This is a genomic window from Acetobacterium bakii (assembly GCF_001263355.1).
In the GTDB taxonomy this organism is placed as follows: Bacteria; Bacillota; Clostridia; order Eubacteriales; family Eubacteriaceae; genus Acetobacterium; species Acetobacterium bakii.
In genome coordinates, this window is record NZ_LGYO01000022.1 from 148,953 (window position 1) to 165,153 (window position 16,201).

The 16,201-nt window shown below is 43.2% G+C and carries 14 protein-coding genes and 1 other annotated feature; of the genes, 13 read left to right on the forward strand and 1 reads right to left on the reverse strand.

What is annotated here, in order from left to right; all coding sequences use genetic code 11:
* Positions 1-391 precede the first annotated feature (391 nt).
* From AKG39_RS09635 to AKG39_RS09685, 10 genes are all read left to right on the forward strand, one after another.
* Positions 392-1,675, forward strand: a complete 1,284-nt coding sequence (locus AKG39_RS09635; RefSeq protein ID WP_050740177.1) for a mechanosensitive ion channel — start codon at positions 392-394, stop codon at positions 1,673-1,675.
* A 672-nt stretch (positions 1,676-2,347) separates the two neighbouring features.
* On the forward strand, positions 2,348-2,476 hold the full coding sequence (locus tag AKG39_RS20695) for a hypothetical protein (protein WP_278277929.1): 129 nt from the start codon (positions 2,348-2,350) through the stop codon (positions 2,474-2,476).
* Between the two features lie 259 nt (positions 2,477-2,735).
* Positions 2,736-4,121 carry a PP2C family protein-serine/threonine phosphatase gene (locus AKG39_RS09650; RefSeq protein ID WP_050740180.1) on the forward strand — a complete coding sequence of 462 codons (1,386 nt, stop codon included), beginning with the start codon at positions 2,736-2,738 and terminating at the stop codon, positions 4,119-4,121.
* A 178-nt stretch (positions 4,122-4,299) separates the two neighbouring features.
* Entirely contained in the window at positions 4,300-4,830 is a 531-nt protein-coding gene (locus AKG39_RS09655; RefSeq protein ID WP_050740181.1) for a DUF2284 domain-containing protein, read from the forward strand.
* Between the two features lie 90 nt (positions 4,831-4,920).
* Positions 4,921-5,445 (forward strand): C-GCAxxG-C-C family protein, encoded by a 525-nt coding sequence (locus AKG39_RS09660; protein WP_050740182.1) that lies wholly within the window; start codon positions 4,921-4,923, stop codon positions 5,443-5,445.
* A gap of 206 nt (positions 5,446-5,651) precedes the next feature.
* Positions 5,652-5,921: a binding site (T-box leader), on the forward strand.
* A gap of 56 nt (positions 5,922-5,977) precedes the next feature.
* A complete protein-coding gene (locus AKG39_RS09665; protein WP_050740183.1) occupies positions 5,978-7,081 on the forward strand; it encodes an iron-containing alcohol dehydrogenase family protein in 1,104 nt (367 codons plus the stop codon).
* Positions 7,078-8,073, forward strand: a complete 996-nt coding sequence (locus AKG39_RS09670; protein ID WP_050740184.1) for an ABC transporter substrate-binding protein — start codon at positions 7,078-7,080, stop codon at positions 8,071-8,073. Before AKG39_RS09665 ends, AKG39_RS09670 begins: the two co-directional genes overlap by 4 nt.
* A 44-nt stretch (positions 8,074-8,117) precedes the next feature.
* A complete protein-coding gene (locus AKG39_RS09675) occupies positions 8,118-9,017 on the forward strand; it encodes an ABC transporter permease (protein WP_050740185.1) in 900 nt (299 codons plus the stop codon).
* Positions 9,010-9,771 carry an ABC transporter ATP-binding protein gene (locus tag AKG39_RS09680; RefSeq protein ID WP_050740186.1) on the forward strand — a complete coding sequence of 254 codons (762 nt, stop codon included), beginning with the start codon at positions 9,010-9,012 and terminating at the stop codon, positions 9,769-9,771. Before AKG39_RS09675 ends, AKG39_RS09680 begins: the two co-directional genes overlap by 8 nt.
* 11 nt (positions 9,772-9,782) lie before the next feature.
* Positions 9,783-10,091 carry a cupin domain-containing protein gene (locus tag AKG39_RS09685; protein ID WP_050740187.1) on the forward strand — a complete coding sequence of 103 codons (309 nt, stop codon included), beginning with the start codon at positions 9,783-9,785 and terminating at the stop codon, positions 10,089-10,091.
* Positions 10,092-10,178: 87 nt separating this feature from the next.
* Here the strand turns inward: AKG39_RS09685 and ybaK are convergent, their stop codons facing one another.
* Entirely contained in the window at positions 10,179-10,664 is a 486-nt protein-coding gene (ybaK, locus tag AKG39_RS09690) for a Cys-tRNA(Pro) deacylase (RefSeq protein ID WP_050740188.1), read from the reverse strand.
* Positions 10,665-10,821: 157 nt separating this feature from the next.
* On the opposite strand from ybaK, the gene AKG39_RS09695 reads away from it, so the two are divergent.
* From AKG39_RS09695 to AKG39_RS09705, 3 genes are all read left to right on the forward strand, one after another.
* Entirely contained in the window at positions 10,822-11,361 is a 540-nt protein-coding gene (locus tag AKG39_RS09695; RefSeq protein WP_050740189.1) for a hypothetical protein, read from the forward strand.
* Positions 11,362-11,483: 122 nt separating this feature from the next.
* Complete coding sequence (locus AKG39_RS09700; RefSeq protein WP_242990244.1) at positions 11,484-12,386, forward strand: DMT family transporter; 903 nt, start codon at positions 11,484-11,486, stop codon at positions 12,384-12,386.
* Positions 12,387-12,606: 220 nt separating this feature from the next.
* Positions 12,607-16,197: a B12-binding domain-containing radical SAM protein gene (locus tag AKG39_RS09705; protein ID WP_050740191.1), complete on the forward strand. Its 3,591-nt coding sequence runs from the start codon at positions 12,607-12,609 to the stop codon at positions 16,195-16,197.
* The last annotated feature ends 4 nt before the right edge of the window (positions 16,198-16,201 follow it).

Below are 16,201 nucleotides of genomic sequence, written 5' to 3' on the forward strand. Positions count from 1 at the left end.
GTTTTCTCTCCTTTTTAATAATACAAAAATTTATTGTAATATCGCTTAGTCTAAATTTTGCAACTTTGTCATTAATTACCCAATTATCATTAAGTTATAATAAGTATTTCGAATTATTTATAATAATCACAGCTATAACATACCGCCAATCCACAAAAAAGGGCATATGCATGATAAACACTAATAATTTGGGTATACCTCTAATATGAAAAATAAAATTTAAGGGAGGATTTAATTATGGCAGATCCAAAAGGTAGAATTGATGAAGCTAAAGATAAAACCCTAGGTGGAATCAAGGAAGTAGCTGGGAAGGTTACCGGCACCGAATGGATTAATGGCTGTTGGCAATAATGGGGTTTTAGGTATTCACAATTATTGAAAGGAAGAAAAAATGGATCAAATTCAAAATACTACGAATAGTTTATGGAATTCCTTTAATGCGGCTTTACCAGGTGTAATAGGTGCTATTGTATTATTAATTATAGCGATACTAGTTGCGTTGCTGGTAAAATTTTTAGTGAACAAGGGCTTACACGCAATCAAATTTAACGTAACACTTGTAAAATGGAAGGTAGCGGCCACGGCCGAGGATGGCACCCGACTAATCAATTCTATCGCCAAAATATTGTTTTACTTAGTGCTGTTGTCCTTTGTTCCAGCTATTTTAGTACGCCTTGGGCTGGGTCAAATTGCTGATCCAATCATCAACATGTACAATAGCTTTTTAGCTTTCTTGCCAAATTTGTTTGCGGCTATTGTCATCCTGGTTATCGGCTATTTTGTGGCAAAATTTGTTAGAGAATTAGTCCAAGCCGTCCTGGAAGCAATTAACATTGATCGCTTTGTAAACAAATACACGGTCGATGCAGATACCACGCCGCAAGAGCTGAGAAAACAAAAGAACACGTTGGCAAAAGTACTTGCTAACACAGTTTTTGTGATTATATTGATTCCAATAGTCACAATAGCTTTGGAAACATTAAGAATCTCTACTCTTTCCACGCCAATCGTAAATGTGTTAAATCAGATCCTGGCGGCGCTACCCTTTATCATCGTCGCAGTAATTATATTAGTTGTCGGTGGATACATTGCAAAAATCGTCGGCAATTTAGTAGAAGGATTATTGGAAAATTCTGGCGTCAATAAATATTCGAAGTACCTAAATATGTCGGGGACAGCAAGTATTACAATATCTGAAATAGTGGGAACGATAGTCAAGGTTGTATTGATGACATTCTTTATCGTAGAAGCAATCAATACATTGCAGCTGCAAGTTTTAAACACCATCGGTATCGCCATTATCGCCTATCTGCCATCGGTTCTTATCGCCATCATTATTCTTGGCTTTGGAGTTTTTGGTGGAAATGCGCTTTCAACATTTATTAAAAAGACAACAGGGAGTGCTTTAACCGGTGAATTAGTGAAGTATATTATTTATATTTTGGCTATTTTTATGACATTGGACCAATTGAAGTTTGCCTCAACAATTGTAACGACCACCTTCTTGTTTATTATAGGTGGTTTATCAATTGCTTTTGCGTTAGCATTTGGTCTCGGCGGAAGAGAATTTGCCAAATATCATTTAGGTAAATTCTCTAAAAAGATTGATAAGGAAACCGCAAAAACCGGTACTGAAAACCCACCTGATGATACTACAAAGTTTAAAATTCCATGAAAATTTCCAAAAACAAGTTGTAAGTAGTCAAACAATTACCAATATTGAAACACTCTTGATCAGGTATCGCGTTATCAAAAGCATACCAAGACGGAGATATTCTTTTGAAATGGTCAGAAAAGCCAGCATTATTGCTGGCTTTTCTTTGTGGTGCGCCCGGCATAAGCTGATTTAGGCTTCCACTCGGCGCTGCTTGATCAGCATCAGCCAGGTAATCATCGCAAAACTGAGGTTGTCGAGAATCATCTGGAAATTCATGTTGGTTGATCGCATCGGTGAGCAGACTCCGAGAATCAGAATGGCAAACAGCGATTTAATTGATTTATGAGTTTGTTTAACGTTAACGGAGGTCACTTTGTAAGTGTTCGGTCTCCTGATTGGTTATGACAAATGTCATTAATTATGTTAAAGTATGGATAATATGCTGATGAAGGTCGGGTAATGAGATAATAAAAATCTGTAAGATCAAAGGTCGAGCAGACAACTAGGAATGGTTAACCGACCTCAGCTTTGGCGTGCTGCGACGAAATTAGAACGAAAAAAGAGCACAAAAAGAGCACAAAAAGAGCACAAAAGAACTGTCCCCTTTGGACTCGGCTTATCTAAAGCGAGGTATTTATATAAGTATCGAATGGATGTCAGTGGCGAAAATTTAATGGAGGAGAAAAATTGATGAGAAACAAAATGGTGAAACAGGTAACGAAAAAACACTTTGATGAGAGTGCGAAACATGGATTTAAAGTATCAAACTGGAAAGAAATTAAGTACCGGGCTTTTGTTATTAATGCATCTGCCGTATAAAATGGGTTGCACTAGGGTGAAATGCTTGGTATGATATGCAACAAGGGTTTATTACAAACCTGTTACTATGTAGCAGGTTTTTTGTTTGGATAAAAAATTTATATGAGTTTAATAAATAAGTGATGGTAAGTGAAAATACTGAAAAGATAAGGGCTAGAACACTTATTAATAGTGCTATGAAAAAGGTATCTTATTTAGAATGGGTTTTCAATGAATTTTGGTTGACGGTGTAAAAATTGAGATAGGGGTTGAATTACTGATGGCAAATAATGATGCTGCAATGAATAATCAAATCTTCATCGAGAATGAGGATAAGGCGAATCAATATGCGGCTAAATGTTTAATCATTATTGCAGCAATTGTTGGAATCGTATGGATTTTAAATTCCATCAATTTTTTCATCATTTCAAAAATATTGATGAACATAGCCATGCCGATCAGTATTGTTTTGTTTCTGTTACCGTCGTTGTTGATTAAAGCGATTGGTGGCCAAAAGTGGTATCTGAAATACCTCATTATGGCATGTACCATCCTGGGCATAACTATCCTTTCGACGATGATGACTTTGCATACGGTGCTTGCCTGGATCTGTCCCATATTGATTTCCTGCCACTATTATTCGAAAAAATTTACCGGATGGACTTTGGCCGGGAGTGTTGTTTTTATGACCATTGCTATTTTTACCGGACTGTATATTGGTTTGTGGGACTCGAATATGATGCTGGTAATGGATGGTGTCCAAGAACGGGTTATTACCGGGAGTATTTTGACCAGAACACTGAAGTTCTATTATTTGCCCCGGGTATTTACCTTAGTGGCACTATCGCCAATTTGTTTTACTTTGGTTAACCGTACTCGGGAGCTTTTGAATAAACAGAAAAAGGATAGTGAAGAAAAACAACGGATTTCAGCGGAACTTAACGTGGCTACGGAGATCCAAATATCCATGCTGCCAAGCATCTTTCCGGCCTTCACGGACATCGCCGAAATCGATATTTTTGCAACCATGCAACCGGCTAAAGAAGTTGGCGGTGATTTTTATGACTTCTTTTCCATTGATAATGATCATTTGGCAGTGGTTATTGCGGATGTGTCGGGCAAAGGTGTTCCTGCGGCGTTATTTATGGTGGTTGCTAAAACGTTGATTAAAAATCATACCCAGGCTGGTCTTACCCCGGTCGAAGTGTTTACTTTAGTGAATACCCAGCTTTGTGAAAATAATGACGTCGGCATGTTTGTTACAGCCTGGATGGGTGTGTTGGAAATTTCGACGCGTAATTTTATTTGTGTCAATGCCGGGCATAATCCGCCGTTGCTGAAAAAAGCAGCGGGCTGTTTTGAATATTTAAAATTGGCAAGCGGTTTTGTGCTGGGGGGAATGGAAGATATTAAGTATCAGCAGGTAGAAATGCAACTGACAAATGGGGATGAATTGTATCTCTATACCGATGGTGTGACCGAGGCGACGAATACCAATAATGGATTGTATGGCGAGGAAAGATTGTTATCGGTGCTTAATAGCAATACCAAATTAAATCCGAATGAGCTGCTGTCGACTATAAAAAAAGACATTGACAGCTTCGTTAATGGCGCGCCTCAGTTTGATGATATTACAATGGTTGCTTTTAAAATCAATGAAGCGTAGCAATCGTATAAAGAAAAACCAAACAGTGAAAAATCTGTTGTAAGACCGTATCCGGTGGAATATGGTTTTAAAGATGGCCTTCTCGGCCACCAATAATTTTAGGTAATGGATGCAAGATAGAAACTGATAAGAGCGCCGGTCTTTTGGTTATTCAGGAAAATTTATAAGAGGTAAGTAAATGACAAGAGAAAATATTGAAAAGAAAATTATGGAATATCCGATATTTGAATACGCATTTTTTGATCCGTCTGAACTTAATTTTCATCCAGCAGTGCGAAGTATCTGTAAAAGTGAATGTCCACAATACGGGAAATCATGGTCCTGTCCGCCTGGGGTTGGAACACTGGAAGAGTGTAAAACCCGCTGCACTGCTTACGATCATGCCTTTATTTTCAGTACCATATCGGAAGTCACAGACATTCTTAATATGGACGAAATGCTTTTAACCAGAGGCGAACATATTGAGATCGTAAACCAGATTAAGGAGAATGTTTTTAGTGGAAATAAAGACATTCTGATCCTCACCGCAGAATCCTGTGCCATATGCGATACCTGCACATATCCAGCTGCGGCCTGCCGCCATTTGGATAAAATGTATCCCTGTGTTGAAAGCCATACAATAAGCGTAACAGACATATGTGAAAAACAGAACATGTCATTTCTAAATGGCAATAATGTGATTACCTGGTTTGGTATGATCTTTTTTTAGGCAATTAATGCAATAACTAATGTTATTTATCGCAAAATGATTTACAATAAAAACAAAAGCTTGAAAAATAGTTTTGGAAAGAGCTGTAAAATGAATAAGGAAAATGATAAAAGTCAATTAGTGAACGACTATGCCGTCGAAAATTTCAAGAATGGTTTAAATTGTGCGGAAAGCGTATATGATGCCTTGATACGTGCCGGCGTTCTGGATGTTCCAAAGGAAACAGTGGCTATGTGTACAGGTTTCGGCGGTGGCATCGGAATGTACGGAGATACCTGTGGGGCATTGTCAGCTGCGGTTATGGCAAACAGTGCCATTTATGGCCGCAAGGATCCCTGGAGTATTGATCTCGACGTTCGTGGTAAGGAAATCGCTCAAAAATATTACCGTCGTTACAATAACTTGATCAGCGAGTTCAAAGAAGCAAATGGTTGCACAACCTGTCGTGATGTCGGGGCGCCGTATGAGGATTGGAGCGGAAAAGATAGACGTGTACATTGCATGAAATTGATAGGTGCAACAGCTAAATTAGCTTATAAGTATTTGCAAATCCCTCAGACAGAAGCCTTTGAAATGCCCTATGGTGAAAACATGGGTGAGAACAAGAAAAAATAAAGCTTAAAAAGCAACCTTGTTCTAAATTGAAAGTAAAGTTTAAAACAAGGTGAGGGAGAATAGACAGGGTGAGAAAGTCTATTTCGCGATACCTAGGATGATCGGATTTTTAGGAATGCAAAGATAATGCTTCAGCTATTGCAATTATTGTTGTTTTGACTTTACAAATGCAGGCTGGTTATGATATCATTTGATAAATTAGTACTAACAAACCTTTGATTGAAAGTAGTAGCTATTTGAAAGATGCGCCAGTGAGTTGCAGAGAGTGTGAATGCAACAGTAATCGCAATAGTGAATGGATTCATGAGGGTGAAAAGAAAGGCTGAGGAAGCTGAGTAATGTTCAACGGGGGTTCCGTCCGTTATCACAGGAAAGCGTATGATAGTACGTTCAAAGTGGATGTGCATCAACTTTTTTTGAGGTTGAATTGCATCAATTTAGGTGGTACCGCAGAAATTTTAACTTCTGTCCTATTATAGGACAGGAGTTTTTTATTTGCCTAAAAATCAAGGGAAGAGAAAGGAGAAGTTGGATGACATACAGTGTTTATTTATCGAATTATACAGTTGGGGAATCAAGTTACGACACCATCAATGATGTCTGCTCCCCATACGGGCAAAAAGTGGTGCTGATTATCGGCAGTCACGGTTACCATCAGGCCAGGAAATATTTGGATGAGGCGATTGAGAAAAGCAGTCTGAGGGTTGCAAAGACGCTTTATTATGGAGGCGAATGCACCTATGAAAATGCCGAAAAACTGAAAAAAGAAATAGCCGAAACCGATACGGACATGATTTTCGCTATCGGTGGTGGCAGGGTTCTGGATACTGGGAAATTTGTCGCCGAACAAACCGGAAAGCCGGTTTTTTCATTCCCTACCATTGCGTCCAACTGTTCAGCCTGTACCAGTGTTTCGATTTTATATGGCACCGACGGCGGTTTTCTCAGACCGGAGTTTTTGAAAGAACCGCCCAAGCACGCATTTATCCATACCAAAGTGCTGGTGGAGGCCCCGGTTAAATACCTCTGGGCCGGTTTGGGCGATACCTATGCCAAATATTATGAAGCATCTATTTCTTCCCGGGGCGAAGCTCTGAACCATGCCTTGACCATGGGCGTAAATATCAGCAGTCAATGTGCTGATGGGATCATCCGACACGGAGCCGGGGCATTACAGGCAAACCGGGAAAAAATCCTCAATGAGGATTTTGAACAGGCGATTCAGACCATTATTGTGACCACGGCCCTGGTATCCATTCTGGTTACCCTGGATCATTCCCCGGACTACAACAGCGGTTTGGCCCACGCCATTTACTATACCCTTACTTCAATGCCGGACTTCGATGAAGAAAAACATCTCCATGGCGAAATTGTAGCCTATGGGATACTGATTCTGCTGCTGGTGGATGGCCAACGGGAGGAATTCGAGCGAGTCTATGCCTTTAACTGTGCCACCAAACTGCCACATTCCCTAGAAGAGCTGGATCTGGATGCCGAAACCATGGCACCCTATCTGGAATCCATCACTCAAATGGCGGATATTCGCCACAACCCCTATGTCATTACCCTGGATATGCTCAAAGCGGCATTTCAGGAATTGGAAACTATAAATAAAAATAAGGAGAAACAGAAATGAAAAAGAATTTATTCAAAAGAATTACAGCGGTTGTGTTAACCCTGGCAATGACGGTGTCATTGGCCGCCTGTGCATCATCGGGAACCAGTGGGGACACCGAAGGAAAGAAATTAAAGGTCGGTGTGATTCAAATGATCGAGAATGGCGCGTTTGATGCCATGAGAGATGGCTTTATCCAGCAGCTTAGGGATCAGGGCTATTCCGAGGATGAAATGGAAATTGTGGTCAAAAATGGCCAGGGAGATGCCTCGACAATGAATACCATTGCCCAGGAAATGGCTGACGGCAGCTATGATTTAGTGGCAACGGTAGCCACCCCAGCATCTCAGGCATTTGTGAACATGAAGTCGGAAACACCTCAGGTTTTCATCGCCGTATCTGATCCGGTTAAGGCCGGTATCCTGACCACCATGGAAAAACCTGATCACAACGCCACCGGAACATCCAACCCCATTCCGGTGGAAAAGATTATTGATCTTTCCAAAACCATGACACCGGGCATCAAAACCTTTGGTATTATCTACAACACCAGCGAGGTCAATTCAGTGAGTACCGTTAATAAAGCAAAAGAATACATGACCGCCCAGGGCTATGAAATTAAAGAAGCCGTGGTGACCAATTCTTCTGAAGTAAAACAGGCAGTTGAAGGTTTACTGAGCGAAGTGGATGCCATCTTTGTTCCTAATGACAGTGTGATTCAGAATGCCATGCCGACGGTTGCCGAGGCGGCCAAAGCGGCTAAAAAGCCTGTCTACGGAAGCTCCGCAGTGATGGTAAACAGCGGCGCTCTGACCACCGTTGCCATTGGCGATGAAGCCATTGGGGCTGCTTCAGCAGACATGGCCATTGCAATCTTAAACGGGAAAAACCCAGCGGAAATTCCTGCCGTCGCGGTGGAAGCTACCGATACGGTGATCAATCAAACAACCGCCGATGCCATCGGGATTGTGATTCCAGCGGAAATCAGCAAAACAGCAACCACAGTAAAATAGTAAAACCGTCGGCCCCGGGAAACCTTTAAAGGAGAAATAAAATTATGTCATTAGCTATTGGTTCACTTCAATTGGGATTGATTTACACGCTCATTGCAATGGGGATCTACATCAGTTTCAGAGTATTGAATATTCCTGATTTAACTGCCGAAGGAAGTTTTGTGTTTGGAATGGCTGTAATGTCGGCAAGTGCCGTGGCCGGTCATCCCATTTTGGGGATTTTCTTCTCGCTGCTGGCAGGAGCGGCGGCCGGGCTCGTGACGGCGCTGCTCCAAACCAAGCTGCTGATTCCGGCGATTCTATCCGGGATTCTCACCATGACAGGGCTATACACCATTAATCTGACGGTGATGCAGGGTTCATCCAATGTGACGCTGCTAGGGGTCACCACTATTTATGATATCCTGGGCGACTTATTGCCCATGGATTTTGCCATCGCTAAAATTTTTGTATCGTTAATATTTGTGATTATTGCCATGTTAACCCTGGTGCTTTTTTTCAAAACCAACTGCGGACTTTGCATTCGTGCCATCGGTGACAATGAAATGATGGCCCGGTCCTCGTCCATGAGTGTGGATCTCTACAAGATTTTGGGACTGATGATCAGTAATGCTTTAATTGGCTTATGTGGCGGTCTCATCGCCTGTGATCAGGGTTATGCCGACATGAATTCCGGTGTTGGGATGCTGGTTGTCGGTTTGGCCGCGGTTATTATCGGCGAAGCGTTTATCCGCAGACGGACGATTTTAGCGGGGATGATCAGCTGCCTGCTGGGATCCATCATCTACCGTTTTATTCTGGCCCTGGCAATCAGTACCCGGATCTTCCCGGCCTATGCAATGAAGCTGTTATCAGCCATTATCGTTACCATTGCGCTGGCGCTGCCGGCCGTTAAGTATTATAAAGAAAACTATCAGTTGAAAAAGAGGAACCGACATGCTTAGAATCATCAATTTGCAGAAGAAATTCACAGTAGAAAATGGCGCGGACAATCATATCTTAAACGGTTTGAACCTGACCGTTGAAGACGGGGAATTTGTGACAATTTTAGGAAATAACGGCGCCGGGAAATCCACCCTTTTCAATCTTATCAGTGGCGCTGTTTTGCCCAATGACGGCTATATCTATTTGGATGAAAAAGACATTACCTTTATGCCGGAACACAAACGATCCCAATTTATCGGCCGTGTTTTCCAAAGTCCTATGCGGGGCACCGCACCGAATCTAACCGTTGCGGAAAATCTGGCTCTGGCCTATGGCCGGCAAAACCGGAAGAACTTAAATTGGGCCCTGACCAAGCCGTTAAAGGCGATTTTTCGGGAGAAGCTGGCGGAAGCCGACATGGGTCTTGAGGATAAGCTGGACAGTAAGATTAAAAACTTATCCGGGGGACAATGTCAGGTGGTCGCCCTGATTATGTGCACCATCAAGCCTCCGGAACTGATTCTGCTCGATGAGCACACCGCGGCGCTGGACCCGAAGACAGCAGAAGACGTCATGGCTTTTACCCAAAGAGTTGTAAAAAAAGATCAGCTCACCGCTTTGATGATTACCCATCACCTTGAGGATGCCATTGCCTATGGCAATCGACTGATCATGATGGATCGGGGCGTGGTTGCCCATGAATTTACCGGTGATGAGAAGAAAAATATCACTCCGGAAGAGCTGCGAACCTTGTATCATTTAAAAGAAAGTTAGAGGCGTCGATTATGGAAGAGGCACAAACGAAACTGCCCGCAACGGTGAAACGAGCGGTGCTGGTGGGGGAAAGCGCATGCTGCCTGGTCAGGATGGTTGTGAAAGCCGGGACCATGCCTCCAATGCATGCCCATCCCCAGGCTCAGATCGATTATATGATCAGCGGATCCGCGGAGGTGAGCATTGACGGGGTCATTACCCATGTAAAACCGGGAGAATCGATTTTTATTCCCGCCGGGGCCACCCATGGCTTTATGGTCAGTGAAGAGGATCAGGAATTTCTGGAGTTTTTCACTCCGGGAAGAGACGATCTTTTCTGATTCAGGCGAATGAATTTTATGGGAATCACCGAAATAGAGTTTTAAACAGTCCGCCGATCTTGAGGCATCATGTATCGGCGGACTGTTTTATTTCATGATGATATCCCCGTACACGGCATGGACAGCGTGGCACAGATCATCCGGGCGGAGTTTTAATTGGGAACCGATTTTTCCGCCGCTTACATAGATTTCAGCCAAGCCTTTGGCGGTGTCGCTGATAATTGTTTGATACTGCTTTTTCATGCCGATGGCAGTACAGCCGCCCCGAACATATCCGGTAATTTTGTTTAAATCTTTCACATGAATCATGGCAATTGACTTTTCATCAACCGATCGGGCCGCTTTCTTCATATCCAATTCTTCCGCAATGGGAATCACAAACACAAAATAATCGTCGCTTTTTCCCACCGTCACCAATGTTTTATACACTAATTCATAGGGTAGATCTAACTTGTCGGCGGTCTGCAGACCGTCAATAAACGCATCACTTTCATAGGTTTGATGCTGGTAGTCGATTTTCAATTTATCCAAAATGCGCATGGCATTGGTTTTAACTTCTTTCTGTTTTGACATGTTGCCTCCTCGTATTATTATTCAAAGATTGATATTTCTATTTAATTCTATCACGACACATAAATAATTTAAATTAAATCCGTAATATGATAAAATAATAAGCACAGACTATTCCGGTTTTTTAGAAACCAGCGAATAGGACATCATGATATCATAAATGCTGCAAAATATTGATAAAAGAAAGTTGGCTTTTAATATGGACTATTCATTTTTAGGGATTGATAAAAATCCTGTCACCCGTTTTACCTTTGAGGATAAAAAGAAATTTTTACAGGACCCCGGTGCCATTGATAAGGGCATTAAGGAACTGGCCGATGCGGTCAATTCGGTTAACGTCCTGTTTACCATGAACTCCTGTCAGGGATTTCTTATCGAAAGCGAACGAGACGAACATTGTCAGGAAACTTATGTTGATTTTTATGTGGTAAACCATCAGGACCAGATCGCCAATATGCTGCTAACCTCATTGGTCAGTAAATTCGATGCCTTAATTGACTGCAAATTAGTTTACGAAGCTGATTATAATTTTATCTCCGAGGACGAAGTGGAGGTCAATGGCTTTGTAAATCTAAGATACGGTATTAAATTGTATGAACTAAGACCTGATCTGATGGCAACCACCTACCGGGAAATAATCGAACACATTAAACGATTTGCCGTAGCGGCCAATAAACAACCGAGTGAGGTTTCAAAATAACAAATAATCCAACAAAGCAATTTGCGGTTAGGTTTAGGGAGTTTATTATTACCAATTAATCCTAATCTGAAGGAGGAAATCAAATCATTAATAAATTGCAGAATAAAGGTGTTGTATTTGCATTGGCGACATTCTGCTGCCTTCTGTGGGGCAGTGCTTTTCCCAGTGTGAAAATAGGCTACAGTCTTTTTGATATCCAGACAGCCGGTGCGCAGATTCTCTTTGCCGGTTATCGTTTTACCATGGCCGGGGTTCTGACGCTGATCATGGCGTGTATTTTCTACCGAAAATGGATTGTCCCGGGAACCGGTGAGCTGAGAGGAATGGTAAGCCTGGGACTGGTACAGACGGCCATTCAGTACATCTTTTTTTATATCGGTCTGGCCAACATAACCGGTGTGAAGGGTTCAATCATCAATGCGTCTTCGACCTTTTTAGTCATTCTCTTTGCGCATATCATCTTAAAAAACGAAAAGATAACCCGGGCAAAAGTCTTCGGCTGTGTTTTGGGAATGGCCGGCGTGATCCTGATCCAGCTTAACGGCGGCCAAATAGACAGCAGTTTTTCGTTAACCGGTGACGGTTTTCTTTTTTTAGCCTGTATCGCCTCGGCAATGGGTGTTGTACTGACCCGTATTTTCACAAAAAAAAGCGACTCCATGGCATTAACCGCTTATCAACTGATGATCGGCGGGGTGGCGCTGATCATCGTCGGCCGGATCATGGGCGGCGAGATTACCCAGGTTACGACATCGGGAATTTTATTGCTGGTTTATCTGGCAGTTCTGTCGGCCTTGGCCTTCACAATCTGGACGGTGCTGCTTAAGTATAATCCGGTGGGCGTCGTGGCAATCTATGGCTTTATGATCCCGGTATTCGGGGTTGTTTTGTCTGGATTTTTTCTCGGCGAACAGTTTCTGAGTCTGCGGACCATCATAGCGCTTATGTGTGTCAGTGTCGGGATATGGATCGTTAACCGGGAACAAAGCAAAAAACCTCAAAATATTTCAAATGAAATATTTTGAGGTTTTTTTTGCAGACAAAGTCACAGCTCTGAATTTTAGCTGCTTTCTTTTTCAAAAATAAATACGCGAACAACAAAACTCCTTAAAAAAAATAAAAGTGACAACCAGTTAATATAAAAATAGACAAAAACAGAAAAATAGACTACACTAAAAACAATAATTTAATAATAGCCTGTAAAAAAATATAAAGGGACAACGAAATACAACTTGGAGGCACATATTGAAAACGGTTAACTTAAAGCTGATGCTGATTCACCGGGGAACGAGAACCCATTCAATCACGCAAATTGAGCCCATTGGCCATATGTCTTTGGCGGAAATGATGGCGAGCAAAGGTATCGACGTGGCGGTTTTTTCAGGAGAATTATTAACAGGTCTGGAATTCCTTGAGCGTTCTGGCAGCGACTGCAATACGGTGGTGGGTTTGTATTGCGATTATGAGAATCAGTCGGTCGTTGAAAGCTTTTCAAAGGAAATAAAAAAGCGATTTGGCAGCTATGTTTTTCTGGGCGGACCCCAGACCGTGGGACTGGGTGAATATTTTTTGCGGGCCAGCCAGGCGGATGCGATCATGCGTGGAGAAGGCGAATTTTCTCTGGATGCAGCCATCAGCGCTATTCAAAATGAAGACGAGGCAAAATGGGAAGCCATTCCGGGAATGTGTTCATTTCGGAAAGACAACACCTATTATGACAATGGCATCTATCCGGCCATTGAGAATTTAGATGAATTGCCCATTATCACGGGTAAAATTAAATCTTCCCAACATCAGGGAATTAACCATATGGCAGTCATGTCAGGACGAGGGTGTCCTTTCCACTGCTCTTTTTGTTATGAAGGGGCAAATAGCAAGAATGTTCGACGACGCAGTGTGGACAGCGTTATGAAAGAAATCCGCTGCCGGCTGGCACAAAACCCCAATGTCAAATACATTTTTTTCGGGGATGACACCTTTACCCTGGACAAACAACGGGTTAAAGCCTTTTGCGAACAATTGACAGCGCTGCGAAAAGAGCATGATTTTGTGTGGTTTGCCGATGCCCATGTGAATATCGTCTATAAATATCCGGAAATCGTGAAAATGATGGTTGATGCCGGCCTGGTGCGGATGCAAATCGGAATAGAGAGCTGCAATCAGCATATCATTGATATTTATAATAAAAAAATAAAACGGGAGGATCTCTTTAAGGTCATTGAAATCTGCAAAGCGGCCAAGCTCCCCCAGTTAGTGGGTAATATCATCATCGGCGGGGCCCTGGAAACCCGGGAAACCCTGAACTATACATTCAGCACCGTCAATGAGATGATCAAGGCCGGCCGGGGCATGGTGGAGGTGGTCAGCACTTTTTATATGCCTTTTCCCGAAACCGCCATGTCGAAAAACCCCGAGGCTTTCGGTATTACCGTGAAAGATGAAAAAGCCCTGACATCGGTGGGCGATTTTCCGGTAGTTGAAACAGCGGCACTGAATATTGAGGATATCTGCGGAGCCCGAAATGAGTTTTTCGAAGAAAATATGCAGCTCATGCGTAAAATGCTCAGCGCCGGCGAGATTCCCGATGAGGTGATTCTGGAAAGCTATGCACTCAGCGAGAAATACGGTCTCAGCGGCATGTGGCAGGGCTTGGCCTATTCCCGGTATCCTTATTTCGATGCCCAGTATAAGGCCCGAATCCGCGGGGACAAGCTTACCAAAGACTATGACAGGTCATCCGTTTTTGATACCCATCCGCAGCGCATTGCCATGCTTTCCCTGACACCGGAGCTAGCGGCGGAAATTCCGGTTTTAAACGGATTTGTGTATTCGCCGTTTGAATTTGAGGTGCTGACATACGCATCGGGTAAGCTCACCATCAACGAAATGGCGGACATTCTCTTTGTAAACCAGCAGCAGAACTTTGCGAATCTTCAGGAATTCAAGCTACATCTGTTAGAAACCATTAAAAAACTGGAATCCGTGGGCATGTGTGTGCTGTCGGGGGCACTAAAAGCCGCAGGTTTGGAAAAAGAATGGGCGCAGCAGGAAAAAATGGTGGAGAAAACAGTGAAAAACAAGGTAATCCTTTATAAATTATCGACTTTTGGTATGGAAATAGCCGGTTTCGCCAGAAACGGCGCGTTCCTGGGTGTTTACGGACTGGCAAGCTATCTTGATTCGAAAGGATATGACGCCTACGTGTGCGAATGCCGGGCGGATCAGGCCGGTGATTATCTGAAGCAATTCAATCTCAGTGAAGTCATTGGCATTGGATTTTCGGTTGACTTTGAAAACAAACATGTGGCCAAAAAAGTGGCGGCGACCATGACCGAGGTGTACGGCATTCCGGTGCTTATCGGCGGACCCGAAGCGATCTCCCTAGATGAGGATTATCTCAGACAGTCAAAGGCAAGCGCCATTGTAAGGGGCGAAGGGGAGCTGGCCATGGTGGCGGTTCTTGATGCCGTAAAAGAAAAGAGAAGCCTGGCTGACATACCCGGAATTTTCTATATCAATAAAAAAGATGAATGCATTGACCGGGGCGAAGGCCCGGTTGTCGAAAATCTCGATGACCTGCCGTTTCCCGCCTATGATAAAAGCATTACCCCCATCGATTACTCCAGTCTGTACCTGATGAGCAGCCGGGGCTGTCCCTATCACTGTGTTTTCTGTCATGAAGGAGCGCTGATCCGGCCCATGCGGCAGCGGAGTGTGGAAAATGTCATCGCGGAAATGAAACATTTTCTATTGAAGTATCCACAACTCAATTATTTTAAATTCTGTGACGATACCCTGGTCACCAATCCCAGGTGGTTGGATGACTTCTGTAAGCAGGCCAAGGCGCTTCAGGCGGTTAAGCCTTTCCAATTCTACTGTGAAGCTGATGTGGTGTCCCTAAGCCGACGGCCCGAAGTTTTAAAGGACATGGTGGATGCCGGACTGAATCGACTGCAAATCGGCATCGAGTCGGTGGATAAAGACATGCTGAAGGTATACCGGAAAAATATTTCACCGGAAATGGTTGAAATTGTTGTAAAAGCAGCCTACGATGCCGGCGTTCAGCAGGTTTTCGGAGCGTTGCTGGTGGGGGGGCCCTTTGAAAACCGGGAGCATATTGAGAAAAACAAGGCCTTTGGCGCCAAACTGCTGCGTCTGGGCCCGGGCATGATGGAAATTGCCCCGAGTATTGTGATGCCCTATCCGATGACAGATATTGGCCTGCATCCGGAAAAATACGGTTTAACCATTTATGACAAACAGGGGCTGGGATCGATTTCGGATTATCCCATTATGGACAGCGAAAAAATGGATCGCCGGGAAATCATGGAAGCCTATCAGGAATACCTCCAGAGCTTTGTGGATGAGGTAAAAGTCATGCTCAATGCCGGGGAGTTAAGTCATGAGGATATTTTAAGATGTTACAAAACCTCAATGGCAGCCAATGGTCCTAAATACTGGACGAATATTATTACCCATCACAAACCAACCTTAACCGCCTATTACACCATGCTGGCCAGAGCGGCGGCCAGTCGGATTGTGGATGTGGATCCAGTGGAATTACCCAGCTGGCGGCCCCAGCGCATGATTGAAATGTGGCGGGATGTGAATTTTTCCCAGGGCTATCCGGTTTTGTGGGGAGAGGCATTATCCCCATTTGAATATGAAGTGATGAAATACTGTACCGGCAAAAGCACCATCGCCGCCATTGCCGAAATACTCTACGACCGATTTGGCAAACCATTTGGCGAAAATCTCAATGAATTGACAGAACGGATCATTGAAACCATGAAAGTGTTTGATAAAAAATACTGGCTTCTTGTTGTTCCGTTCTAGAAAA

Coding starts and splice junctions, on each gene's coding strand:
- AKG39_RS09675 (WP_050740185.1), top strand. CDS start 8,118: ATGTCATTAGCTATTGGTTCACTTCAATTGGGATTGATTTACACGCTC.
- AKG39_RS09685 (WP_050740187.1), top strand. CDS start 9,783: ATGGAAGAGGCACAAACGAAACTGCCCGCAACGGTGAAACGAGCGGTG.
- AKG39_RS09655 (WP_050740181.1), top strand. CDS start 4,300: ATGACAAGAGAAAATATTGAAAAGAAAATTATGGAATATCCGATATTT.
- ybaK (WP_050740188.1), bottom strand. CDS start 10,664: ATGTCAAAACAGAAAGAAGTTAAAACCAATGCCATGCGCATTTTGGAT.
- AKG39_RS09665 (WP_050740183.1), top strand. CDS start 5,978: ATGACATACAGTGTTTATTTATCGAATTATACAGTTGGGGAATCAAGT.
- AKG39_RS09660 (WP_050740182.1), top strand. CDS start 4,921: ATGAATAAGGAAAATGATAAAAGTCAATTAGTGAACGACTATGCCGTC.
- AKG39_RS09670 (WP_050740184.1), top strand. CDS start 7,078: ATGAAAAAGAATTTATTCAAAAGAATTACAGCGGTTGTGTTAACCCTG.
- AKG39_RS09695 (WP_050740189.1), top strand. CDS start 10,822: ATGCTGCAAAATATTGATAAAAGAAAGTTGGCTTTTAATATGGACTAT.
- AKG39_RS09650 (WP_050740180.1), top strand. CDS start 2,736: ATGGCAAATAATGATGCTGCAATGAATAATCAAATCTTCATCGAGAAT.
- AKG39_RS09680 (WP_050740186.1), top strand. CDS start 9,010: ATGCTTAGAATCATCAATTTGCAGAAGAAATTCACAGTAGAAAATGGC.
- AKG39_RS20695 (WP_278277929.1), top strand. CDS start 2,348: ATGAGAAACAAAATGGTGAAACAGGTAACGAAAAAACACTTTGATGAG.
- AKG39_RS09635 (WP_050740177.1), top strand. CDS start 392: ATGGATCAAATTCAAAATACTACGAATAGTTTATGGAATTCCTTTAAT.